This window comes from Synechococcus sp. R60.1 (assembly GCF_047461835.1).
Classification (GTDB): Bacteria; Cyanobacteriota; Cyanobacteriia; order Thermostichales; family Thermostichaceae; genus Thermostichus.
On record NZ_JANSIA010000047.1, the window covers coordinates 1 to 21,244 of the forward strand.

22 protein-coding genes and 1 tRNA gene are annotated in these 21,244 nt (G+C 58.7%); 6 read left to right on the top strand and 17 right to left on the bottom strand.

Annotation, left to right across the window (positions count from 1 at the left end; genetic code table 11):
* Positions 1 to 358: 358 nt before the first annotated feature.
* The 8 genes from NW834_RS07975 to NW834_RS08010 form a co-directional block, all read right to left on the bottom strand.
* Positions 359 to 443, bottom strand: a tRNA-Ser gene (locus NW834_RS07975).
* A 74-nt stretch (positions 444 to 517) separates the two neighbouring features.
* Positions 518 to 946: a DUF2358 domain-containing protein gene (locus tag NW834_RS07980; protein WP_414412690.1), complete on the bottom strand. Its 429-nt coding sequence runs from the start codon at positions 944 to 946 to the stop codon at positions 518 to 520.
* Positions 943 to 1,740: an MBL fold metallo-hydrolase gene (locus tag NW834_RS07985; protein WP_414412689.1), complete on the bottom strand. Its 798-nt coding sequence runs from the start codon at positions 1,738 to 1,740 to the stop codon at positions 943 to 945. The genes NW834_RS07980 and NW834_RS07985 overlap by 4 nt, the downstream gene beginning before the upstream one ends.
* Before the next feature lie 15 nt (positions 1,741 to 1,755).
* The gene (locus tag NW834_RS07990) at positions 1,756 to 3,096 is read right to left on the bottom strand and encodes a TldD/PmbA family protein (protein WP_414419449.1); all 1,341 of its coding nucleotides are present in this window, start codon (positions 3,094 to 3,096) and stop codon (positions 1,756 to 1,758) included.
* A gap of 54 nt (positions 3,097 to 3,150) precedes the next feature.
* Positions 3,151 to 4,500, bottom strand: coding sequence for an RNA-guided endonuclease InsQ/TnpB family protein (locus NW834_RS07995; protein WP_414426279.1), 1,350 nt, complete (start codon positions 4,498 to 4,500; stop codon positions 3,151 to 3,153).
* 4 nt (positions 4,501 to 4,504) lie between these two features.
* The gene (locus NW834_RS08000; RefSeq protein WP_414331009.1) at positions 4,505 to 4,918 is read right to left on the bottom strand and encodes a DUF4351 domain-containing protein; all 414 of its coding nucleotides are present in this window, start codon (positions 4,916 to 4,918) and stop codon (positions 4,505 to 4,507) included.
* Positions 4,915 to 5,370, bottom strand: a complete 456-nt coding sequence (locus NW834_RS08005; RefSeq protein WP_414419229.1) for a hypothetical protein — start codon at positions 5,368 to 5,370, stop codon at positions 4,915 to 4,917. The genes NW834_RS08000 and NW834_RS08005 overlap by 4 nt, the downstream gene beginning before the upstream one ends.
* A gap of 20 nt (positions 5,371 to 5,390) precedes the next feature.
* Complete coding sequence (locus NW834_RS08010; RefSeq protein ID WP_414419230.1) at positions 5,391 to 6,851, bottom strand: TldD/PmbA family protein; 1,461 nt, start codon at positions 6,849 to 6,851, stop codon at positions 5,391 to 5,393.
* 280 nt (positions 6,852 to 7,131) lie between these two features.
* Between NW834_RS08010 and NW834_RS08015 the strand changes: the two genes are divergently transcribed.
* Positions 7,132 to 7,752, top strand: coding sequence for a uracil-DNA glycosylase (locus NW834_RS08015; RefSeq protein WP_414331024.1), 621 nt, complete (start codon positions 7,132 to 7,134; stop codon positions 7,750 to 7,752).
* Between the two features lie 47 nt (positions 7,753 to 7,799).
* Here NW834_RS08015 and NW834_RS08020 read toward each other — a convergent pair whose 3' ends face one another.
* Both NW834_RS08020 and NW834_RS08025 read right to left on the bottom strand, forming a co-directional pair.
* Positions 7,800 to 8,657 carry a methyltransferase domain-containing protein gene (locus NW834_RS08020; protein ID WP_414419231.1) on the bottom strand — a complete coding sequence of 286 codons (858 nt, stop codon included), beginning with the start codon at positions 8,655 to 8,657 and terminating at the stop codon, positions 7,800 to 7,802.
* Between the two features lie 126 nt (positions 8,658 to 8,783).
* Positions 8,784 to 9,443 carry a CDP-alcohol phosphatidyltransferase family protein gene (locus tag NW834_RS08025; RefSeq protein ID WP_414419232.1) on the bottom strand — a complete coding sequence of 220 codons (660 nt, stop codon included), beginning with the start codon at positions 9,441 to 9,443 and terminating at the stop codon, positions 8,784 to 8,786.
* 420 nt (positions 9,444 to 9,863) lie between these two features.
* Here NW834_RS08025 and NW834_RS08030 point away from each other — a divergent pair, with 420 nt between their 5' ends.
* A complete protein-coding gene (locus NW834_RS08030; RefSeq protein WP_414344385.1) occupies positions 9,864 to 10,847 on the top strand; it encodes an ABC transporter ATP-binding protein in 984 nt (327 codons plus the stop codon).
* 95 nt (positions 10,848 to 10,942) lie between these two features.
* Here NW834_RS08030 and NW834_RS08035 read toward each other — a convergent pair whose 3' ends face one another.
* The 3 genes from NW834_RS08035 to NW834_RS08045 all read right to left on the bottom strand — a co-directional run bounded on the left by NW834_RS08035 (position 10,943) and on the right by NW834_RS08045 (position 13,201).
* Entirely contained in the window at positions 10,943 to 12,058 is a 1,116-nt protein-coding gene (locus tag NW834_RS08035; protein ID WP_414357496.1) for a glycosyltransferase family 4 protein, read from the bottom strand.
* Between the two features lie 139 nt (positions 12,059 to 12,197).
* Positions 12,198 to 12,338 (bottom strand): hypothetical protein, encoded by a 141-nt coding sequence (locus NW834_RS08040; RefSeq protein ID WP_414419233.1) that lies wholly within the window; start codon positions 12,336 to 12,338, stop codon positions 12,198 to 12,200.
* A gap of 131 nt (positions 12,339 to 12,469) precedes the next feature.
* A complete protein-coding gene (locus tag NW834_RS08045; RefSeq protein ID WP_414419234.1) occupies positions 12,470 to 13,201 on the bottom strand; it encodes a M50 family metallopeptidase in 732 nt (243 codons plus the stop codon).
* Positions 13,202 to 13,377: 176 nt separating this feature from the next.
* Between NW834_RS08045 and NW834_RS08050 the strand changes: the two genes are divergently transcribed.
* A complete protein-coding gene (locus NW834_RS08050) occupies positions 13,378 to 14,004 on the top strand; it encodes a class I SAM-dependent methyltransferase (protein ID WP_414350085.1) in 627 nt (208 codons plus the stop codon).
* An 86-nt stretch (positions 14,005 to 14,090) separates the two neighbouring features.
* Here the strand turns inward: NW834_RS08050 and NW834_RS08055 are convergent, their stop codons facing one another.
* The 4 genes from NW834_RS08055 to NW834_RS08070 all read right to left on the bottom strand — a co-directional run bounded on the left by NW834_RS08055 (position 14,091) and on the right by NW834_RS08070 (position 17,907).
* A complete protein-coding gene (locus NW834_RS08055) occupies positions 14,091 to 14,918 on the bottom strand; it encodes a thiazole synthase (RefSeq protein WP_414350084.1) in 828 nt (275 codons plus the stop codon).
* Positions 14,919 to 14,960: 42 nt separating this feature from the next.
* Positions 14,961 to 15,158 carry a sulfur carrier protein ThiS gene (gene thiS / locus NW834_RS08060; RefSeq protein ID WP_414350083.1) on the bottom strand — a complete coding sequence of 66 codons (198 nt, stop codon included), beginning with the start codon at positions 15,156 to 15,158 and terminating at the stop codon, positions 14,961 to 14,963.
* Entirely contained in the window at positions 15,146 to 16,414 is a 1,269-nt protein-coding gene (locus tag NW834_RS08065) for an FAD-dependent oxidoreductase (RefSeq protein ID WP_414419235.1), read from the bottom strand. Before NW834_RS08065 ends, thiS begins: the two co-directional genes overlap by 13 nt.
* A 416-nt stretch (positions 16,415 to 16,830) precedes the next feature.
* Positions 16,831 to 17,907, bottom strand: coding sequence for an ABC transporter substrate-binding protein (locus NW834_RS08070; RefSeq protein WP_414419236.1), 1,077 nt, complete (start codon positions 17,905 to 17,907; stop codon positions 16,831 to 16,833).
* 560 nt (positions 17,908 to 18,467) lie between these two features.
* Here NW834_RS08070 and upp point away from each other — a divergent pair.
* The 3 genes from upp to NW834_RS08085 all read left to right on the top strand — a co-directional run bounded on the left by upp (position 18,468) and on the right by NW834_RS08085 (position 21,006).
* Positions 18,468 to 19,157, top strand: a complete 690-nt coding sequence (upp, locus tag NW834_RS08075) for a uracil phosphoribosyltransferase (RefSeq protein WP_011433955.1) — start codon at positions 18,468 to 18,470, stop codon at positions 19,155 to 19,157.
* Positions 19,158 to 19,427: 270 nt separating this feature from the next.
* Positions 19,428 to 20,312 (top strand): hypothetical protein, encoded by an 885-nt coding sequence (locus tag NW834_RS08080; protein WP_414419237.1) that lies wholly within the window; start codon positions 19,428 to 19,430, stop codon positions 20,310 to 20,312.
* Positions 20,299 to 21,006: a tetratricopeptide repeat protein gene (locus NW834_RS08085; RefSeq protein WP_414419238.1), complete on the top strand. Its 708-nt coding sequence runs from the start codon at positions 20,299 to 20,301 to the stop codon at positions 21,004 to 21,006. Before NW834_RS08080 ends, NW834_RS08085 begins: the two co-directional genes overlap by 14 nt.
* Positions 21,007 to 21,244: the final 238 nt, after the last annotated feature.

Consider the following 21,244-nt stretch of genomic DNA (forward strand, 5'->3'; position numbering starts at 1 on the left):
GACTGGGACACCTTGAGCTTACAGGAGACGGTCAGGACTTGGGTCATGGTTCTATTGTGACTTCCGCATTCCTCCCGACACTGACCCTACGGGTACAGTGCGGGGCTCCTGCGATTTCTAGCTGACAGGGCCATGTCCCACCCCGTCTGTTATATCCCCTATTGTGTCCCACTTTAGCCTGGATTACAGTGGGTTTCCCCGGTCTATCGTGGACACTAAAAAGCCCAGAAGCCTTGCTGGGTAAGAGCTTTCTGGACTTCAGTGGACGTTATCGGATTACGGAGAGAGTGGGATTCGGTCGCGCCAGCGGGCCGGATGGCCTTACCCACGGTGAGTTGCTCTCACAAACAAGTTCCAGCGGAGAGAGTGGGATTCGAACCCACGGTGAGTTACCCCACACAGCATTTCCAGTGCTGCGCCTTCGACCACTCGGCCATCTCTCCAGATTGAGAATAGGGGCGACTTTCCAGGAGGGCTAAAAAGTCAGCTTTGTGATCCTAGCAAAGGATGGAAGCTGTTAACGGGATCCTTTGGGCTCCCCAGGCCGAAACATTTGCAGCAGCACTTCCCAGCGGGAGCATCGCCAGTAGTCAATATGGGATCCGATCAACCCCGTCTCATTGATCTGCATCTCTGTCCAGCCGGGGATGCACAGGCGGGGACGCCAAGGCAAAGCCAAAGCACCGCTTAGGATCCACTCGGTGCGGATCTGGCTGCCGGTTTGTCGAATATCCTGCAGCTCGAGACGGATATCCTCTATCCAACGCCCTATCCCCTCGATCATGCGGCGATAGCGATCCAAGCCGCGAAACTCGTTGAGGGGATCCCGGAAGTAAACCTGCGGGTCGTAGATCGCATAGGTCTGATCCCGGGGAAAGCGAGCGTAATCTGCCCGCAAGATGGCCACCAGATCGGCGCTAGGCGGGGCTTGGGAAGAAAGGCTCATAGCTTGGCCGCAACAGAAAGAGACACCGTTTCTCCGGGGGCAGGGCAACACAACCGGATAGATTGGGACGTGGCGGCATTCAAGGCTGCCAGCTTTTCTCGAAACTCCTGCAGGCTGCCCAAGGGGCGGATCTGGGCGGCAAACCACCCGTGGTAGTCCACCTCTCCCATCGCGGTTGGGATCACCTGCTGGGGGCGTAGGGCTGCCACCACCTCCAGGGCCCGCTCTGGCCCCATGATCACCTCTCCCAAGAGGGGAAAGATCTGCCCCACCACCGGAATCAGTAGGGTATGGATGGAGCCAAACTCCTGCTGCAGCCGCGGGCGGACATCCGGCTGGGACAGATGAGGCTCGTAGTAAAGCCGTGTCTGGGAGGACACCTCTTCCAGCAGATAGCCCAGCTCACGGACAGGCCCCAGGAGCGCACCGGGAATGGCCGTGACGCGCAGATCCCCCCACTGAGCGGACTGCCAGGGATCCAGAGCCTGAACCGTTGCAAATCCTAGACTCTTCACTACTCTGGCTGCAGCCGGCGAGGCCAAAACGGGGATCCGCTTATCCAGGCGCTGCAACGTTGGTGGGTGGCAGTGATCCGGCTGGGCTTGGCTGAGGAGGATCCCGTCGATTTTGGGCAAGGTCTCCGGCGTAAAAGGGAGCGGCTGGCGGTGCTCCAGGCGGATGAACCAGGGGATCCCCAGAAACACCAAGGGATCCACCAGCCACGGATCCAATAGGAAGGTTTGCTCCCGGGTGTGGATGAGCCAACTGTTGAGGTCGATGCGGGTCAGTTTCATGAGTTGAAAGTAAGGTTATTGGCCGGTAATGGAGAGATCGGCAACCCAAATGCGGGGACACAGCCCACCGGGTGTGACTTGCGGCTCGGGCTCGACGTAGAAAATCGACTTCAACAACTCCAGAAAGTCTCCGGCCACCGTGGCGGCTTCGATGCTGATGCGCTCTCCTTGGCGCACCCACCACCCCTGAAACGGCAGGGAGAAGGATCCCTGGAGAGGCTTAACGCCGGCATGGAGAGCTTGCAGCTCATCAATCCAAACCACATTTTCAGCCGTAGCCAAGTCATAGGTGATCTCCGGCGGTGCCCCGGCAAACACATGGTAGTAGTGGGCAGCAACCGTGACCTTAGCACCGATATTGGCGTGGCCTGTGGGCTGGGCTCCTAGGCGCTTAGCCGTACCGGCGCTGTGCAAAAAGTGGGTCAAGACCCCATTGGTGATGAGAGGGACACGGCGGGTGGGGGTGCCTTCTCCATCAAAGCTGATCGCTCCCACATTGGTCGGGTGTAGGGCATCGTCACACACCGACAGAAGAGGTGAGGCAATGGTCTTGCCCAGGGATTCTGGGGTGGACAGGCTTTGGTTGTCCAAAATGTTTTGGGCATTGAACACATTGGAGAAGGCGCCCAACAAACTCAAAAAGGCTTCTCCGGAAAAGACCACTGTGTATTTTCCAGAGGGGATCCGCTCGTACTCCAGATGGCTCATCAATTTCTCAGCAGCTTCCTGCACACAACCCTGGATATCCAACTCATCCAGGCTGCGGGCCACTCGCATGGCTCCGGCGCTGCGGGGTTTGCGTCCTTCTTGCTCTGCCTTGCTGTAGAGAAAAACCGAAGCAAGGGTATGCTCCTCTTGTCGCAGGGCTTGGTGGCTGTTGAGGTAGAAGCGGTTGATTTGCCGCTGCGCTAAGCCGTTATAGGGCACCCCCTGAATGGCGGGATGGGATCCCAGGAGTGCCTTTTCGGCAGCCACCAACTGTTCCAACAAGTCGCCGGCCAAAGCCAACGGCCCTTTGTCGTTACAAGGCTGGGCAATGGGCAGAGTGGCTTCCGGGCTGAATTGAGGGGCATGTTCCCGCACGCCAAAATGGCTGGCTTCAAAGGCCGTTTGCAGGGCCAGTTCCAGCCCCGCCTCATCCACATCGGTGGTGGAGGTCACCCCCACCTGACCCTGGTCGTTCCAGGCCCGCACCGTCACGCTGCAGCGGTGGGAAGCCTTGACCTGGCGAGGTTCCCCATGATCTACCTGCACGCTGGTTTCATCCACTTGAGCCCCGTAGAGATCAAACTGAGGGATCCCCAGCCGCCGGGCACAGCTTTGTGCCTGTTCTGCCAACACCTCGACTTGCACCATTGCCACTCCCCAAGTTCCTGTTGCCATCCAGCGCCTCTAGTAAACTACCCGCACTCATGCTGACGCAGAGCGCTCCGCACCGCTAAAGCGAAAGAGTGCAGGCTTTCGGTAGCCCTGTAGTTGGCAAGCCAACCACGGACCTCTAGGCTGGTTTACAGCAGCCCCAAGTTTGGCAATCATGTTGGCCCCATTCCAGTCCGCATCCCCTTCCCATCCACAGTGCCCACACTTAAACTGCTTCCCACTGCGATAGGATTGCGCAGGGTCGGGATGGACGTGCAGGCATTTGTGGCAGGTCTGTGACGTGTAAGCAGGCGGCACAAGAACCAGAGAAACCCCTGCAACCCTCGCCTTGTATTCCAGAAATTGACGTAGTTGGTAGAACGCCCAACTGTTGGCCCTGCGCCGCTCGGCTTTGCTGCGGGGTTGTTGGTTGATACGCTCCCGTATCCCTGTCAAGTCCTCTAAAGCAATAGCGCTATTTGTGGCCTTTGCCCTAGAAACAATAGCTTTAGAGATGCGATGATTGACCCACGTTTTTGCTACGCAACGCTGACGCGACTGAAAGCGTCTCTCCTTGCCAGACAGCCGTTGCAACAGTTCTCTGCATCTGCGCCGCGAACTGCGTGTGCCCTTACTGGCTTTGCGTTGGAGTACCGCCCTCAACCGGGAGTAGTGGTCTCGGACTCTGTTCAACTGCTGTCCATTCCAGTTGTCCCCCTCTGACGTATGGGCAATATCTGTCCTTCCCAAGTCCACGCCTACCACCTGAGCGGTGTTCTGCTGTTCCGGTAACTTTGCTTCCACGCAAATCTGGATGGAGTAGGAACCGTCTTTGCGCTTGACCAGAGTGGCCGTTCGCGTCAGCGGACCGGAGGTCTTTTTGGGATTGGAGCCTGCCAACTGTTCTCTCTGGTAATGACCAATCGCCAGCTCAAAGCGTTCTCGACCCTCCACCGTGGTGTTCGCGTTAGCGTCGCGTAGCGACAGCGACACCGTCCAGTCTTTCTCGCGAAACGAAAAGATACGAGCGTCGTAGGTAGCGAAGCCACCCTTGTTCGCGTTAGCGTCGCGTAGCGACAACGCTTTGACCGGGCGGTTTTTCTGTTGTGCCACCTTGCGAGCAGACGCTACCCGTCTGCATATCTGTTGGTCGCGTAAGCGGGACGTAGTCCTTGCCAAATTACTGGACAAGCCGAAACGGGCACGGATTTCGTAGTAGCACAGGGATTGGAGTTTCAGTGGGTTGACGACTTTCTCGGGTGTGTTTTGGTTGACCCAGTTCAAGGCTTGGCCGTTCGCGTTAGCGTCGCGTAGCGACAAAGCATCCAATGTCTCGTCCAATTTGGCGGCTTGCGACTGGGACACCTTGAGCTTGCAAGAAACGGTCAGGACTTGGGTCATAGCCTTATTGCATTTTACTCACATTCCTCCCGACCCTTGCCCTGTGGGCAGAGAGCGGGGCTCCTGCGGTTTCTAGCTGACGGGCCAGCCAGGCGGTCAACTCTTCCGAGCTGCTGAAGTCCAACAGAGCTTCCCCCAGCGCCTCCAGTTGTGACGTTGACAAAGCCCAAATCTTATTCTCAAGGGCCGGGTCAAGGGATCCCAACTTCCGCCTGAGCAGCCGCAAAACCAGCGTTGCTTCCCCGTGTTGCAATCCCTGTTGTAATCCTTGTTGCAATCCTTGTTGTAGCCCTTGTTGCAGGCCCAGTTGTAGTCCTTCTCTGCGTCCTTCTTTGCGCCCTTCTTCCAGCCCCTCTCGCAGAGCTTCTGCCCGCCACTCTTGGTAGATCACCGATTCCCTCATATCCAAAGACCTCATGATCTGCCAATCAAACCCCGATCCAATGCTAGTCCTGCCAAGACGGCTGTTGCGGCTGCCAATTCCCTCCTCTCGCTGGGGTCTGCCAAGCTCTCTAGCTCACTGACCACCTCTCGCAAGGTTTCTGCTGGATCTTCCACCTGGCTCAGAACCCGAAAAGGCAGTAGGGCTTGCCAACCCGCTCCGGCCCTCAAATCACATTCCCATAGGCGGATGACATCAAACTCATGGCTCAGCCTCTCTAGACGAAAAGAGGTCTGGAAAACTCGCTCCGACCCCGTTTTGCGCAAGTCAATCGCGTTAGCGGTGCGGAGCACCTTGACCACCTGCCGCACGGATAGGTGAGGATACCTCCGATAGAGTCGGGGCCGAGCCACTTCTCCCATGAGCCAGCGGGCAAACTGCTCTGGGAAACGCTCGGCCAGATATTTGCAGACGTTGTCATAGGCCATGTCGAGGTGGATCCCTGGAATTAGCGACCGCCCACGGTAATGGAATCTACCTTGATGTGAGGCTGCCCCACCGTCACATAAATGCTGCCGCTGACGGAGCCACAGAACCCGGCTGCCAAGCTGAGGTCTTTGGAACACATGGAGATTTTGGTCAAGATGTCTTTGGCTTCTCCGATCAGGGTGGCTCCCTTGAGGGGCTTGGTAATTTTGCCGTTTTGGATAAGATAAGCTTCTTCGACGGCGAAGTTAAATTGCCCAGTGGGGCCGACGCTCCCTCCCCCCATACGCTTGCAGTAAATGCCTTTGTCGATAGAAGCAAAAAGATCGTCCAACTCTGCATCTCCAGGGGCGATGTAAGTATTGCGCATACGGCTGGCAGGGGCAAAGGTGTAGTTCTGTCGGCGACCGCTGCCGGTGCGGGGGTGGCCGGTGCGCATTGAGCCGGCCCGGTCGGCCAGGAAGTTCTTCAAAATGCCCTTTTCAATTAGCAAAGTGCGCTGGACGGGCATCCCCTCGTCATCCACATCCAGGCTGCCAAAGGCCCCTTCAGAGAGACCTTCATCCCAGGCGGTAAGGTTTTTGTGGGCAATTTTCTGGCCTTTTTTGTCGGCAAAGGGAGTGGTTTTGCGCTCAATCTGGGTGGTTTCCAACAGATGCCCGCAGGCTTCGTGGAAAATGACGCCGCCAAAGGCGTTGGACATCACAATCGGGTAGGTGCCGGATTCCACATAGTCGGCATAGAGCATCTGGCCGGCGGCTTCTGCCAGTTCCCGGCTATGGGCCTCCAGATCCCAACGGCGCAAAAAGTTGGGATCCCCCGTACCGCCGGAGCGTTGACTGACAGAGGCGCGATGGGATCCATCGGCACAGAGCAGCGTAGAGCTCACGGATTGGGTGAGGCGCACATCTCGCACAAAGGTGCCATCGCTACAGGCCACCAGAATCTCTTGCCAATCGCGGAAATAGGTGGTGCGGCGGGACTGCACATGGCGGGCTTGGCGACCCAGTTGCTCGTTGGCTTTGAGCAGGATCTCCCCCATCTCCGCAATGGGGCTACATTCCTTCAACCAGCCATCTTTGCGGCGACGCTCGCCGTAGTCCTGCAGCATCTCCAGGTTGACGGCAGAAACCAGCGCTGTGGGGCCAGGAGGGGTGAGGCCCATCAGCGAAAGGCCCTTCTCCAGAGCAGCCTTGAGACCGGCAAAGGATAGATCGTTGGTGCTGACGTAGCAGTCGGCCAAGCCGCGAAACACCCGCACGCCGGCACCGGTGGAGAGTCGTGGGGTGATGCTGGTGATGGCGTCATCTTCGGCCAGGCAACTGATGGAATTGCCCCGTTCTAGGAAAATCTCCACCAAGTCCGCACCAGCAGCCCGACCCCAACCCAACAAGGCAGAGAGGGGATCCCGCCAATCCTCGTCGAAGCGCTGTAGAGTATGACGGTAGTTCAGGTTGGGCAGTTCTTTGGACAAAAGCAGCATGGCAGGCTCAGGGAGTAGAGACGAGCTAAGGCCGGCGCAAGTTTTCGTTTTCTCAGTTTAACAAGGAGTAAAGGTTCTCCCCTGCCGGCAAATTGACCTGGAGCTTGACAAGGGCGGGGGAGCAATCGAAGATCGCTGCACAAGGAAACCTCGACTTGCAATGGCTGCCAAGAAAAAACCGCCGGAGCTTCAGCCCAGCCTGTTTGACGATCCCATCGAGCCGCCAGCCCCGGCGGAGGAGACACTCCCCCAGTGGGATCAGATCCCCCTGTCGGCCCAGGTGTCCATCCCCCCCGGCACTTACAGGGATTTGGAGCAACTGAAGCAGCATTGTTTGGTATGCCAGCGCTGCGACTTGGCAGCCAGCCGTACCCATGTGGTGGTGCATCGGGGCAACCCCAAGGCAAGGATTTTAATCATCGGAGAGGGGCCAGGGGAAAGCGAAGACCTGCAGGGGCTGCCTTTTGTGGGCAAGTCGGGACAATTGCTGGATAAAATCCTGGCTTCGGTGGGGCTGGATCCCGAGCAGGACACCTACATCTGTAATGTGGTCAAGTGCCGCCCCCCTAACAACCGCGTGCCCACCCAGGAGGAGATGGACGCCTGCCGTCCCTATCTGTTGGAGCAGATTCGCCTGGTGGATCCCTGGATTATTCTGCTCACGGGGGCCACCTCGGTGCGCTCCCTTTTGGGCGAGAAGCGAGGGATCACCAAGATCCGCGGGGAATGGATCCAGTGGCAGGGACGCTGGTGTATGCCCATTTTTCACCCGGCCTATCTGCTGCGCAACCCAGACCGCACCCCTGGCAGCCCCAAGTGGTTGATGTGGCAGGATATTCAGGCGGTGAAGCAAAAGTATCTGGAACTCACCGGCACAGCACCGCCCCAGCCCAACTTTTGAGCCCATTTCCCCAAGCGCCCCTCCTCCCAAAGGAGAGCAAGGGATCCCTACCTTGGCTGATCCCCAGGTTTGAACCCAGTCAAGAGGCCAAAGCGGAGCAAGCCGGTGGCATAAGCCCGACGCATCAGGCCCAGCCCCAGCGCCCCGCGAACGGTAACCCAGCCGCTGCGCAGCAAAGCCCAGATCCAGCGCCAGTCGCGGGCAGAAGCGATCACCTCATCCCAGAAAGGGGCCACCCGCTCCGACCAGTCGGCGCTGCGCACCTGCTCAAAGCCCACCTGTTGGGCCAGAGCCTCGTAGCCGGAGAGGCTGATCACATAGGGCAGGCAGTACACCTCGTAGATTTTCTGCAAAAGCTGTTGATCCTGCCGACTCAGGGATCCCTCGCGGTGGCACCAGGTTACCACCATCACCTGCCCGCCCGGTTGCAATACCCGCCAGCATTCGGCCAGAAACTGCCGCTTATCCGGCATGTGCTCGCCGCTTTCCAGAGACCACACCAGATCAAAGGTGTTGTCTGCAAAGGGCATCTCCAGAGCATCGGCCACCTGAAATTGCACCTTGTTGCTCAGGCCGGCCTCTTGGGCGCGCTCCCCGGCCCGCTGGGCTTGGACGGGGCTGAGGGTAATGCCCGTAACCTGTGCCCCAAAGCGCCGGGCTAATTCCAAACTGCTCCCCCCAATGCCACAGCCAAGATCAAGAATGTGCTGGGGAGGGCAGGGATCCCCGATCTGGCCCCACTGGATAACCCTATCAATCAAGTCAATCTGAGCTTGGCGGCGATCCTTACCGGTTTGGCCCGGCTCGTAATAGCCATGGTGCATGTGCTCCCCCCACACCCGCTCCCAGAGGCCGGAGGAGGCATCGTAGAAGTGGCGAATGCGTTGGTTGAGGGTGGAGGTCATGGCGGCAGATCTCGGTCTATGGCTTTCTCATTTTGGATCCTCTTGCCCGGTGGGGCTTGATGGGGAGGTCTTGAAACCCGATTCGCGCCAGCCGGACGGAGCCATAGTAACAGACCCTTTCCGGGCTCACCTTGGAGCAGAAAGCGATCCCAGCGCCCAAACCAACCGCTGCACAGCACTCAAGAGCACCAGAATCGCCATCAGCCCAAACAAGCCCACCATGTACTCCGGGAAAAGGAAAAACAAACCGTAGAAAAAGATGGTTTCGCTGCCCTCGATAAGCCCCGACGGCATACTTAAGCTGGTCAGTTCATCCAGGGATCCCGCCCCGACAGTGCCATCCGTCCTTGTTGCTCCGCAACGCTGTCGCGAACGCCGTTTTTCCAACAGCCCTGCCAAATACATCCAGGAGCAAAGGTTGATGTAAAAGCTGGCCAGCATCAGAGCCAGAGAAGCATAGCCCAGCAGGGATCCCTGGTGAAAGGCCAGCCCCAGGGGAACGACTGCGTAGACCACCACGTCCAGCAGCATATCCAGGTAGCCCCCCAGATCGCTCTGCCGCCCCTGCAGACGAGCCAACGTGCCGTCCAGCCCATCCATAAACCGGTTCAGCAACCACAGGCCCAGCCCCCACCCGTAGGCCCCGTAAGCTGCCGCTGTCCCAGAGGCCAGGCCCACAGCAAACCCCGACAGGGTAATGGCTAGGGGATGCACCTGTTGGAGAGGGGTTTGCAGCACTGGAGCCAACAGCCGCTCCTTCCACTGCCTAAGCACCTTATCCAGCAAGAAACACTCCTTTCTTATTGCTCTGCAACGCTGTTGCCGATGATCACCACCGGCTGGGATCCCACAAAACCTCTGGATTCAATTTTCTTGCTCCGCACCGCCAACGCGATGGAAATCATCATCCCAGAATCATCCCAGATGATGAGAATGCTACTGAAGGGAGGTCAGAGCAAAGTGCTGTGCCTACGGCAAAGGAACCGCACCGCTGTTGCGAATGAAGCGGATACCTACGCGGAGTATGTTTGCTCTGGCCCCTTTCCTCTACCGGAAGTGCTGCGGCAAGCCTAGGCTGGGACAAAGCCTGTGGGTAAACTAAAGGTTAGGCTGGGTAGCCTATCGCCTGGCGGACTGTGTGCTCCTTAACTCGGTGTTCGCGGCACCTTTTTCTCCCTCAACTCCAACATACCTACGAGCGAGTCCATGAGCGAGACCCCCACTTCCCCAGCAGAAGCGTTCGCGGCACCAGAGCCGGTCATTGCCATCACCGGCCTGACCAAAACCTATCGCACAGGATTTTGGCTGAACAAGGTGGTCAGCCCCCTCAAAGATTTTTCTCTGACTGTGGCCCGCGGAGAAACCTTTGGGCTGCTGGGGCCCAACGGGGCCGGGAAAACCACCACCATCAAATGCCTACTGGGCATTGTGGAGCCCACCCGCGGCAGCGGCACTTTGCTGGGCAAACCCCTGGGGGATCGCTCCATCAAGCAACAGGTGGGATATTTGCCGGAGAACCCCTATTTTTACGATTACTTGACGGCATGGGAGTTTCTCCAGTTTGCCGGCAAGGTGTTTGGTCTGCCCAATAGCCTGTTGAAGGAGCGGATCCCGCAACTGCTGGAGCTGGTGGGGCTTTCTATAGATACGGCCCGCAAAAAACAACTGCGCACCTACTCCAAGGGCATGCTGCAGCGCACTGGCATGGCCCAAGCGCTGATCAACGACCCAGAGCTGGTGTTTCTGGATGAGCCGATGTCGGGACTGGATCCCATGGGCCGCTATCAAATGCGCGAGATCATTCTGTCCCTCAAGCAGCAGGGCAAAACGGTGTTTTTCAACAGCCATATCCTGGCGGATGTGGAAGTTATCTGCAACCGAGTCGGCCTGATCATCGGCGGCAAATTGGTGCATCAGGGAACTTTGGATGACTTGCTGGGAGAGAGCAAAAGCTATCGGGTACAGGGGCACGGTGGCGCCGTCGAACAGTTCCGCGACCGCCTAGAGCACTTCTCGATTCAGGGATCCCATTGGTCGGGGGAATGGAGTGGATCCCTACCGGAGTTGCTGAGCCTTTTGAACCAAGCGGGGGCACTGGTCACCGACTTGCATTGGCAACGGCAATCCCTAGAAGAGTTCTTTGTGGAGCAAGTGCGGGCCATTGAAGGGGATCATCCGGTCTCTGCCTAGGCTGGCCGTTCGCACTGGTGCTATGGAGAACCCCGAGAGCAGGACGGAGTTCTGCCCTGAGTATTTCCCAGTAGGGGACTCTGTGCTCCGCACCGCTAATCGGCGGCAATAACAGCCCGGTAGTAGCCTTCCAACTGTTGGGTGGCTGCCGACCAGCTCCAACGTTCTGCCTCTTGGCGGGCTTGCTGTCGGAAGAGCTGTCGCTGCCCGACGCTGCTCAGGAGTTGCTGGGTAACCTGGACAAAGTCGCTATCCGAATTGGGATCGAACAGAAAGCCATTGCGCCCACTGTCCACCACATCGGTAATGCCGCCGCAGCGGGGGGCGATCACCGGACAACCGGCAGCCATGGCTTCCAACAGAACCAGCCCCAAGGTCTCGGTGCGGGAGGGGAACACGAACAAATCCGCCGAAGCAAAGGCCGCTGCCAGAGACTCCCCCTGCAGATAGCCCGTAAACACCACATCGTAGCCGGCAAAATGTTGCTCCAGGGATCCCCGCTCTGGCCCATCCCCCACAATAGCCAAGCGGGCTTGGGGGATCTGCTCCAACAAGACCCGGATCCGCCCCACTTCCTTCTCAGCCGAAAGCCGCCCCACGTAGAGCAAAAGAGGCCGTTCCGGTTGCCCCGCCGTGAGCCGAGCCCGCATTTCTGAACTGGCCGCCTGGGGATGAAACAACTCCGTATCCACTCCTCGCTGCCACAGTTGCACCCGCTCAATGCCGTGGGCGCTCAGCTCCTGCATCATGGCCGTCGAGGTGCAAAGATTGACCCGCGCCAAATTGTGCCCCAGCTTCAGGAGATTCCACAAAACCCCTTCCAGAAAGCCCAGTCCATAATGCTGCAGATACTTCGGCAGATGGGTATGGTAGGAGGCCACCAGCGGGATCCCCATCGTCTGGCTGTAGTAGAGGCCCCCCAATCCCAAAACTGCCGGGTTCACCACGTGGATCACATCCGGTCGGAAACGGCTGAGCAACTTGCCGATGGCCGGGCCGGGGGCAGCCAGCTTCAACTCTGGATACAGAGGCAGCGGCATCCCCGGGATCCCGTAAACCCGTGCCCGTGCAAACCGCCGCGGGGCTCCCCGGGGCGCGACGATGAGCACCGAGTTACCACGAGCGGTTAGGTGACGCACCGTGTGGCAGAGGCGGGTAACAATGCCGTCCACCTTGGGCAGAAACGTCTCCGTAAACAGGGCTATGCGCATCAGGGATCCCAAGCCTACTGTTATTGCTCCGCAACGCTGCTGCGACCGCGCTACTCGGACGGAGCCCTTAAAGACTCTAGAATGAGTGTTGCACAAAACGGCAACGCTGCTACGACCTCCGTCAGCAGACTCAAGTACCTCATTCCACCGGAAAAGAATGGGGCGTTGGCTCAGGTTCGGTGAAAGTCTGCACCTGGCCTTGGCCAAGCGTATCTGCGGCGGTTTTGCTGATCAACAGTAGGGTCGCCGCCAGGGCCAGCCCGATAATATCCCGCCACATGCTCCACTCCTCAGCTCCTCACTCCTCTTGCCCATTACTGTAGCGGCGGTTTTCTCGACTGGGCAGTGATGGAGGACGGATTTTTGCGTGACACAAATCACTGCCAAAATTGCGGCTTTGCCCCCCGCCGGCTAGTCCCGGAACGTCAGCTGCAAGCTGGTTATCAGCAGCACCAAAGAAGAGACCGCCATCACCCCTCCCCAAAACCAGTAGGGCAAGAACAAGTTTTGGGCAATTTGGCTGGAATCGGAGTGGATCACCTGCCCATTGATCACGGCAGAGGCCGTAAACAAGTAGTCAAGCTGGTGGTAGGTGCTCACACAGGCCTGCACCCCCAAAAACTGTGCGGCAAAGCCCCGCAGCCAGGGGGAGGCCCAGCGAGCTACCGCCAGGATCCCCAGCCCAATAGCCGGGATCAGCAACAGGCCAAATAGAGAGCGCACCCAGAGCACCGCCGACAGCAACAGCAGGGATCCCAAAGCCAACAACCCCAACTGGGCAGTACCTTGACGACGAGAAGCCAGGATAAAAACCGCCCCGGCCATTGGGGGCCCCATTGGCCCACCGGCGGCCACCAAAGCTCGACCCACCGGCCCCAAAAACAAGTGCCCACTGTGAAAGGCCAACCCCGACCCGTCGGGATAGATCTCCAGACGATGAAACTCCCCACCCAACAGCACTGCCGTCAAGCCGTGGCCCATCTCATGAAACCAGGTGGCCAGAATCGTAAAAGGGTAGAGGATATAGTTGCCCCAGGGGAGCTGCCAGAGCAAGACCGTCAGACCTGCAGCAGCCACCAACCAAACCAAGCTGTGCCGGCCAGGTTTCTCGGAAGGGGAGGGAGGCAGCTCAAACTGAGTCATAGAGCAGCAGTGGGTAGACGGAAAAAAGCCTAAAACGCCTCGTCTTCTTAGACGACTGCCGGCAGAGGAGAGTTCCAAGCCAACCCCGAGAAAATCCAGAAAAACATATGTCTCAAACCAGTTTGCAATGGATGTAGGTCAGGTAGGCTGAAAAAGACTCTGAGGGATCCCTGGCGATGGCCACCTTCCTGCGGGATTGGAGCTATCAATTTCCTTGGCTTTACCGCAGCATCAGTCGCGGGGCTGCCCTGGCAGTGGGCGGATATGAGCGGTTGCGGAGATTGCCCATGCAAGGGATCCAGATTCATCCCCAGGATCGGGTGTTGGATCTCTGCTGTGGCCCGGCTGAAGTGACCCCACTGTTGGCGGAGCTGAGCCAGCAGGTTATTGGGTTGGATGCTTCACCAAGAGCCCTGGCAGCGGCCCGCAAACGCCTCCCCAAGGTGGAATTTGTGGAAGCCTTTGCCCAGGATATGCCCTTTCCCAATGCCAGCTTTGATTGGGTGCATACCAGCTTAGCCCTGCACGAATTGTCCTTCGCAGATTTGGAGCAGGTGCTGCGGGAAGTGTGGCGGGTGCTCAAGCCGGGGGGAGGACTCTTGATCCTGGATCTGCATGCGCCTCGGCAACCCCTGATCTGGCCTGGTCTGGCCCTCTTTCTGGCCCTTTTTGAAACCGAGACCGCTTGGGAGCTGCTCAAGCTGGATTTGCCCGAGTATTTGCATCAGCAGGGGTGGCAGTCCATCCGGCAAACCTTGCACGCTGGGGGAGCCCTACAGGTGATCCAAGCCCATTCGCGATAGCAGCCTGCCGAATGAGCTGCTCAACGCGCTCCACACCACTGACGAAAACCAAGAGAGATGGCAACCCTAAACAGGCCCAAAAGACTCTAGCCTTGATGCCAGAAGGGGGTGCCAAGGACGGGCGTACTGGGCTGAGCTGTCTCCTGAGGGATCATGGCCCCGGCAAGGTAAGCTCGGCGGCCTGAACGCACCGCTTCTGCAAAGGCCTCAGCCATGACCACCGGATCCCGAGCCAAAGCCACTGCCGTGTTCAGCAGCACCCCATCAAACCCCCACTCCATCACCTGGCAGGCGTGGGAGGGCAGACCCAAGCCAGCATCCACGATCAGCGGCGCTTCAATCCGTTCCCGCAGCAGGCGTAAGCTGTAGGGGTTGAGGGGGCCTTTCCCGGTGCCGATGGGGGCCGCCCAGGGCATGACCACTTGACAGCCGACATCCAGCAACCGCTGGCACAACACCAGATCATCGGTGCTGTAGGGCAACACCTTGAAGCCGCGCCGGATCAGCTCAGCCGCTGCCGTCGGCAGTTGTAGGGTATCCGGCTGCAGCGTGTAGTCATCCCCAATCAACTCCAGCTTGATCCAGTCGGTGCCAAAAACCTCACGCGCCATCTCCGCCGTCGTGATCACCTCCTGCAGGCTGTGACAACCGGCGGTGTTGGGCAGAACCGGGATCCCCATCTTCTGCAACAGAGCCCAGAACCTCTGGGAAGTTTCTGGCCCCAGTGCCCCTTGCCGCCGCAGAGAAACCGTCAACAAACAGGGCTGCGCGCGCGCCACCGCCTGCTCCAAGATGGCCGGCGAAGGGTAGCGAGCCGTACCCAACATCAGGCGGCTGGGCAATGGTTGGCCATAGAGCACCAAGGGATCCTCATTGGCCCAAGTGGAGGGGGAAAGCTGGAGAAGGGTGGACATTGTCGGGGCAAAGTCAGGACAGAGCAGGAAGCAAGGGGGGCACTAGCCGCCAGCAACCGGAGTGACGATCTCCACCTGGTCGCCTTCTTGCAGACGGGTTTGCTCGTGCTGCGCACGTGGCACAAACTTCAGATTAACCGCTACCGCGAAAGGGCCGCTGGCCCCCACCTGAGCCACTGCTTCGGACAAAGTGGTGCCTTCCGGCAAATCGTAAGGCTTCTGGTTGATCAAGACACGCATGGCGACAGGGACTCACCGGAAAAAGGGGCAGCCTGCACCTGAAAGGGGATCCCAAGCTGCTGGGCCAAGCGACAACTGCCCTGGTGAAGATACTCCAAGACAGCATCGTGGATGGCCGGGGAGATCAGAAAGCCATGGCGATAGAGGCCGTTGATCTGCAACAGGCGAGGTGAGCGCTCCACCACGGCTGGCAAATGGTCTGCCAAGGTGGGACGACATTGGCTGCCTAATTCCAGGATACGCGCTTCGGCAAAGGCAGGATGTACGGCGTAGGCGGCGCTGAGCAACTCCAGGGCGGAGCGGACGCTCACCGGCGAGCGATCCTCAGATTCGATTTCAGTGGCCCCCACCACAAACACCTGACCCGGCTTGGGAGCGATGTAGATCGGGTAGCGAGGGTGCAACAGCCGGGTTGGGCGCCGCAAAGAGACTTCCGGGGCATACAGGCGCACCACCTCACCCCGAACTCCGCGCAGCAGTCTTGGCCCGCCCCATTCTTTTTGGGATCCCAGGCCGCGGCAATCCAAAACCCACCCACCGGTTTGCTGCTGCCAAGCTTGGGCCTGCTCCAGATCCCAGGGGCAACCCCACTCCACCTCCACCTCGTGCTGCCGCAGCTTGGCCAGCAGAGCCGACAACAGTTGGCGGTTGTCCAGTTGGCCCTCTTGGGGAAGATACAGGCCCTGCGCAAATCGCCCGGCTACCGATGGCTCCAGCTCGGCAATAGCCTGGGCATCCAGCGGCTGAGGGCGGGGGAGATGCGGGAGGTGTTCCCCCACAGCGGCCAGTAGCGCCGAGAAGCGCTTGGCTTCCCCGGCATCTTGGCGGTGCCAGAGGATCAAAGTGCCCTCCTGCTGAAAGAAAACCGGCTGCGGCAAGCTGGCCAAAAGAGAGGGCCAACGAGAAAGGGCGTAGTATCCCTGGGCCACCACACTGGCTTCGGCGACGGCGGACTCGGCCAAAGGAGCCAGCATAGCAGCGGCAAAATGGGCAGCACTGCTCTCAACAGCAGCAGCAGGAGCCGCCTCCACAATGCGGACAGGATGCCCAACCTCGACAAGGCTGGCGGCCAACAGACGCCCCATCAGCCCAGCCCCGAGGACAAGGATGGGATCCCGCTGCGCTGCCCAAGGCCAAGTGATCCCTGCCGCGTCAGCGGCGGGGAATGAGCCCGTCAGACTGGCTGGCGGGTCTGGCGGAGAAGAGGAGGGTGAAAGGGTCAAAGTGCCCTGCGCTGCTGACACAATGGATTCCATACTGGATCCCATGATAGGCTTTCCAGCTCGGCGATGAATCTGCTCCCACCTGTGCCTGCATTTGTTGATGGAGTGCTGGGCCAAGCTTCGCTGGAACGCCTTTTCACTTGGAGCTTTTTGTTTGATCTCGCTGTTGGTCTCCGGGATCCGTCTGGGGGTGCCGGTGTTGCTGGCGGTGTTGGGGGAGGTGATCACGCAGTGTTCTGGCATTCTCAATTAAACCGGAATGAAACATTTCCCTCTAGCCCCCTTCTCCCTCTGAGAGAAGGAATGGGGGTGAGGGCAGTGGCGCGGAGCGTTTAGGGGGTGTCTCAATCTAGTTTGAAATGACTATAGTTCCCCTCTCCCTTGGTGGAAGAGGGGCTGGGGGCGAGGGGGGATCCCTTGGGCTGAGAAGCGCCAAGGGTGGAAGTCCGTCAGGCAGTGTAGTAGGCAGTGCCTTTATTGACGAAGTCCAGTGTGTAGGCAGCCCGGTAGTTGATGGTTGGCTCAAATACGCCGGCCACCGTCATGCTGTCGAAGAAGTCTTGCCAGCGTTTGTCGGTCATGGCGCCAATGCCTTTTTCCAACGCATCGCCGGACAAGATGATGCCGTACTCCTGCAATTTCTCGAAGCTGTAGGCCAACTGGGCATCGGTCATCTCCGGGTTGTCCTGCTTGATCAAGCGATAGGCCGGACGGGGATCCTCCAAGAAGCTGTACCAGCCTTTGATAGAGGCATCCACGAATCGCTCCACCAAGTCGGGCTTGGTTTCCACCAGTTGGCGACGGGTTTCGATGGTGGTGGCATAGGGTTTGTAGCCCAAATCCGCCAGGAGGAAGACCACCGGCTCAAATCCCCCTTCCCGTTGGATGGCAAAAGGCTCGGATGTCAGATAGCCTTGCTGAGCTGAGCTGGGATCCGCCAAAAAGGGGCCGGGGTTGAAGTTGTAGGGACGAACCTGATCGTCGGTGAAGCCAAAGCGGGCCTTTAGGTAGGGCCAGTAGGTGGCAAGCCCCCCTTTCGAGACGAAAATGGGCCGGCCCTTGAGCTCTTCAAAGCGCTGGGTGCCGGGGTGGGTCATGATGATCTGCGGGTCTTTCTGGAAAATGGCTGCCACACACACCAAAGGGATCCCTTCTCGCACAGCATTGATCACCCCTGTGCTTCCCCCCATGGCAAACTCGGCAGCTCCACCGGCCAAAACTTGGGTGATGTTGATGCCGGGGCCACCCATCTTGATGGTTACATCCAGGCCATGCTCGCGGTAGATGCCGGTCGCCACCGCCTGATAGAAGCCGCCGTGTTCCGCCTGAGCATACCAGTTGGTAGCATAGGAAACGCGATCCAGGCCGGATCCCTGAGCCACGATCAGGGTGGGAGAGGGTTTGCGCTGAGCTTGGCCGCCCCCTGCCGCCAGCAGACCGCCCCCAAGGGCTGCGGCCCCCACCTTGAGAAGTTGACGGCGGCTCAGAGCGTTGGTGTTCGAGTCAGAGGGTCGAGGCGAAGCCATATCCATTCTCCCTAAGCTAATCCTTGCAAGGTGTGAGGGGGCCAAAGATGCAGGTACAGCCTATTGAGGGGCTACGGATACGGTTGTAAACCTACTTGTTCTAATACTTGTTCTAAACCTCATCGGAGTCAAGCCTCAGAAACACGATGTTTTGTATCCCTTAATTTGTGAACAGGCTGTAACTTGCGACACCCCATTAAGCCAGAAACCCTTGGGCAGAGCGGTATCTCCGGCTACCGGCACTTGCAGACGAGAGCCGTTGGCGTTCGGTTCCATCGGCGGGAGGCCAAGCTGCCCTGGGGCCAGCACCTCAGTTCGCAAATGGCAAGAGGAACAAAACCCGAAACCAGCCTTGCCCTGGTCTATCCCAAACCTGTAGCCACCGAACATGACCGGCGCTCGAAGTAACCTGCAGATCTCACGCAATCTTGCTGGGTCAAAGAGCCCCACCCCTTGAGCATTTGCCGGAGCTGTTGGCAATTTATCCCCGGTCGGGATGGAGTTGCGGCCAATTGGAGAGCTTGCTTTCTAGAGCTTGCTTTCTGCTAAGGCAACCCGCTATGCTACCGCCCAGATTGAGGCATTCTCCCGTGGCAAGTCAGCAGCTTCGTGTCTATGTCCCCCCTCACCCGCTCATTAAGCACTGGCTAACCGTGGCTCGGGATGCGGAGACTCCCATGCCCCTGTTTCGCACGGCCATGTCGGAGCTGGGCCGCTGGCTAACCTATGAGGCGATGCGGGAGTGGATCCCCACCCAAACCGTTCAGGTGCAAACCCCTTTGGAACCCGTTGCCGCAGAGGTCATCGCGCCGGATACCCTGCTGGGCATTGTGCCTGTATTGCGGGCTGGCTTGGCGATGCTGGAAGGCTGTCAGGCCCTTTTGCCCCAGGCGCGGATCTTTCACATTGGCATGGTGCGGGATGAGGAAACGCTGCAGGCCAGTTGCTACCTCAATCGCCTTCCAGAGCGGATCCCTGAACAGATGCGCATTCTCATTCCCGAGCCGATGTTGGCCACCGGGGGCACGCTGCTCTGGGTTTTGGATGAGCTAAAAAAACGGGGGGCGGATCCCAGCTTGGTTAGAATTGTCAGCGCATTGGCAGCGCCCCCAGGGTTACAGCGGTTGGGATCCCACTACCCGATGGTGCAAATTTTCTGCGCCATGATTGACGAGCGGCTGAACGATCGAGGGTTCATTTTGCCCGGGCTGGGGGATGCAGGGGATCGTGCCTTTGGCACAGAAAACTAGCCACTGACCCACTCAATCTGTCTGTCTTCTCTGCTGCTGGTTTTTGAGCCAAGATCTTCGGCGACACACGCATTCTGTAGTGCTCAATCGAGCTTTTACCACTTCTGGCGCACGGATTGCCCATTCACCCAGATGCTTTGAGGGAGAGCATTTGGGGCTAATCCCCCTCAGGTTGGTCAAGCTATTGGATCATAGGTACTGTAGGACGCTTCAGCCGGTCGTGCTGCTTGAAATTTTGACGGGGCCAGCGCCTTTCCCTTTCCTGCACCTATGCGACTTGTCCTTACCAGTTTAGATGGCAGCTTGCTGGATCTGGAGTCCAACAGCTATGGTGCTGCCCGACAAGCCTTGGCTGCCCTAGAGCGCCGCTCCATTCCCTTGGTGCTCTACAGCCTGCGCACCCGCGCTCAACTGGAACATGTGCGGCGGCAGTTGCGCCTGGAGCATCCGTTCATCTGTGAGGATGGCTCTGCCGTTTACGTTCCCGAGCATTACTTCCCGGCGGGCATCCTAGACGAGCAGTGGCAACACCGACCGCCCTACTACGTGTATGCTTTGGGTCTGCCCTATTCTCGCCTGCGCAGCATCCTGCAACAGGTGCGTCAAGAGTCCCACTTGGATTTGATCGGGTTTGGGGATTGGACTGCCTCTGAGCTGGCCGCTGCCACTGGGATCCCTTTGGAAGAGGCAGAGCGGGCGCAGCAGCGAGAGTACAGTGAGATTTTCAGCTATTCCGGGGATCCCGAAACCCTGCGGGAAGCTTTTGCCCAGCAAGAAGCCAACCTCACCCAACATCTGCTGCGGGTGCGTCAGCTTCACTTCTCTAGCCTGCCGCAATGGTATCTGACCGGATGGATGCAGCCAACGATGGCCGCAGAACCCAATTTCTCGCCGGGGGAGCAGGCGGTGCGGCGGCTGCTGGATTGCTACCAACGGCATTTGGGCCCTATCAAAGCTTTGGGCATTGGGTGTTCCCCGCCAGATGTGGCCTTTTTGCGATGGTCGGAACAAAAAGTGGTGCTTCCCAGCCCCATTGCGGATAGCCTCTGGAGTGAGGCCCTGCCTCAATGGCAATTGGCTCAGCTCCCCGGCCCAGAGGGGTGGAATGAAGTGGTGTTGATGTGGTTGGAGGAAACAGATCATGGTGATGAATAGGCAGCAGATTGGTCGTCAGGCTGTACCCTTAGGCCTGAAAACGGTGGGGTGCCTGCTGAGCTTGGCGGTGGCCATGCCTGCCCACGCGCAACCGCCCATGACCCTACTGACAGGGGAGCCGACGGTCGCCCAACTGAAGGAAGACGGAGCTCGCTATCTGCAGATGGGCTTCCATACCTTGGCCATCAACGCCTACCGGAGCGCAATTGAACTGGAAGAAAAAACCTTGGTGCTGCCCAGCGAACGGGATCCCGACGTGCCTTTCAACCTCGGCTTGATCTATGCCCGTCAAGGCAAGCTGGCGGAGGCCCGCGCCGCCTTTCAGCGCTCGGTGGAGGTGGATCCCAGTGGCTTTAAGGCTCGCTATCAACTGGCCTTGGTGGATCTCAAGCTGGGGAACCTGGTTGCTGCCAAAGAGCAGCTCACCCTCTTGGCCCATGCCGCCAGCAACCATCCGGAAACCCACAGCCATATTCAATCTTTACTGGCCACTCTGGAGTCTGTTCCCTTGCCCGGCCAACAAGGGGAGAACCCGGCTCGCCCTCCAGCCGTTGAGTCAGAAGCCGCCAAGCTCTTGCTCGAACCTCAGAAAACAGAAACAACCGCCCTGCCAACTGCGACTGAAAAGAAAGGGCCAGAGGAAGAGAAACCCCTCTCGCTTCTGCAGCGGCTCCGCCAACAGGAGCGGGACTAGTTCTCTCTCGGCCCAGACTGACAACCCATGAAGGCATGTAGCTGGATGCCAGGGATCCCGTCACCGGGCCTTGGGCTAGGCTCGCCCCTTTTGGGGATCCGACTGAGAATCCTCGGGCTGGGGCCCTTTGGTGGTGAACACCGTGGTGAACATCATCAGCATGCCTGATACATTTACGCTGAACACTGCTGAACATCACTGTTCAACTATGCAGCGATAGCATTCTGTTTGTTTCCAA

Coding starts and splice junctions, on each gene's coding strand:
- thiS (WP_414350083.1), bottom strand. CDS start 15,158: ATGCGTGTCTTGATCAACCAGAAGCCTTACGATTTGCCGGAAGGCACC.
- NW834_RS08020 (WP_414419231.1), bottom strand. CDS start 8,657: ATGACCTCCACCCTCAACCAACGCATTCGCCACTTCTACGATGCCTCC.
- NW834_RS08005 (WP_414419229.1), bottom strand. CDS start 5,370: ATGGCCTATGACAACGTCTGCAAATATCTGGCCGAGCGTTTCCCAGAG.
- NW834_RS08070 (WP_414419236.1), bottom strand. CDS start 17,907: ATGGCTTCGCCTCGACCCTCTGACTCGAACACCAACGCTCTGAGCCGC.
- NW834_RS07985 (WP_414412689.1), bottom strand. CDS start 1,740: ATGAAACTGACCCGCATCGACCTCAACAGTTGGCTCATCCACACCCGG.
- NW834_RS08040 (WP_414419233.1), bottom strand. CDS start 12,338: ATGTGGCGGGATATTATCGGGCTGGCCCTGGCGGCGACCCTACTGTTG.
- NW834_RS08035 (WP_414357496.1), bottom strand. CDS start 12,058: ATGCGCATAGCCCTGTTTACGGAGACGTTTCTGCCCAAGGTGGACGGC.
- NW834_RS08045 (WP_414419234.1), bottom strand. CDS start 13,201: ATGACTCAGTTTGAGCTGCCTCCCTCCCCTTCCGAGAAACCTGGCCGG.
- NW834_RS08080 (WP_414419237.1), top strand. CDS start 19,428: ATGCGACTTGTCCTTACCAGTTTAGATGGCAGCTTGCTGGATCTGGAG.
- NW834_RS08085 (WP_414419238.1), top strand. CDS start 20,299: ATGGTGATGAATAGGCAGCAGATTGGTCGTCAGGCTGTACCCTTAGGC.
- NW834_RS08050 (WP_414350085.1), top strand. CDS start 13,378: ATGGCCACCTTCCTGCGGGATTGGAGCTATCAATTTCCTTGGCTTTAC.
- NW834_RS08030 (WP_414344385.1), top strand. CDS start 9,864: ATGAGCGAGACCCCCACTTCCCCAGCAGAAGCGTTCGCGGCACCAGAG.
- NW834_RS08010 (WP_414419230.1), bottom strand. CDS start 6,851: ATGCTGCTTTTGTCCAAAGAACTGCCCAACCTGAACTACCGTCATACT.
- NW834_RS07980 (WP_414412690.1), bottom strand. CDS start 946: ATGAGCCTTTCTTCCCAAGCCCCGCCTAGCGCCGATCTGGTGGCCATC.
- NW834_RS08065 (WP_414419235.1), bottom strand. CDS start 16,414: ATGGAATCCATTGTGTCAGCAGCGCAGGGCACTTTGACCCTTTCACCC.
- NW834_RS07995 (WP_414426279.1), bottom strand. CDS start 4,500: ATGACCCAAGTCCTGACCGTTTCTTGCAAGCTCAAGGTGTCCCAGTCG.
- NW834_RS07990 (WP_414419449.1), bottom strand. CDS start 3,096: ATGGTGCAAGTCGAGGTGTTGGCAGAACAGGCACAAAGCTGTGCCCGG.
- NW834_RS08000 (WP_414331009.1), bottom strand. CDS start 4,918: ATGAGGTCTTTGGATATGAGGGAATCGGTGATCTACCAAGAGTGGCGG.
- upp (WP_011433955.1), top strand. CDS start 18,468: ATGCTACCGCCCAGATTGAGGCATTCTCCCGTGGCAAGTCAGCAGCTT.
- NW834_RS08055 (WP_414350084.1), bottom strand. CDS start 14,918: ATGTCCACCCTTCTCCAGCTTTCCCCCTCCACTTGGGCCAATGAGGAT.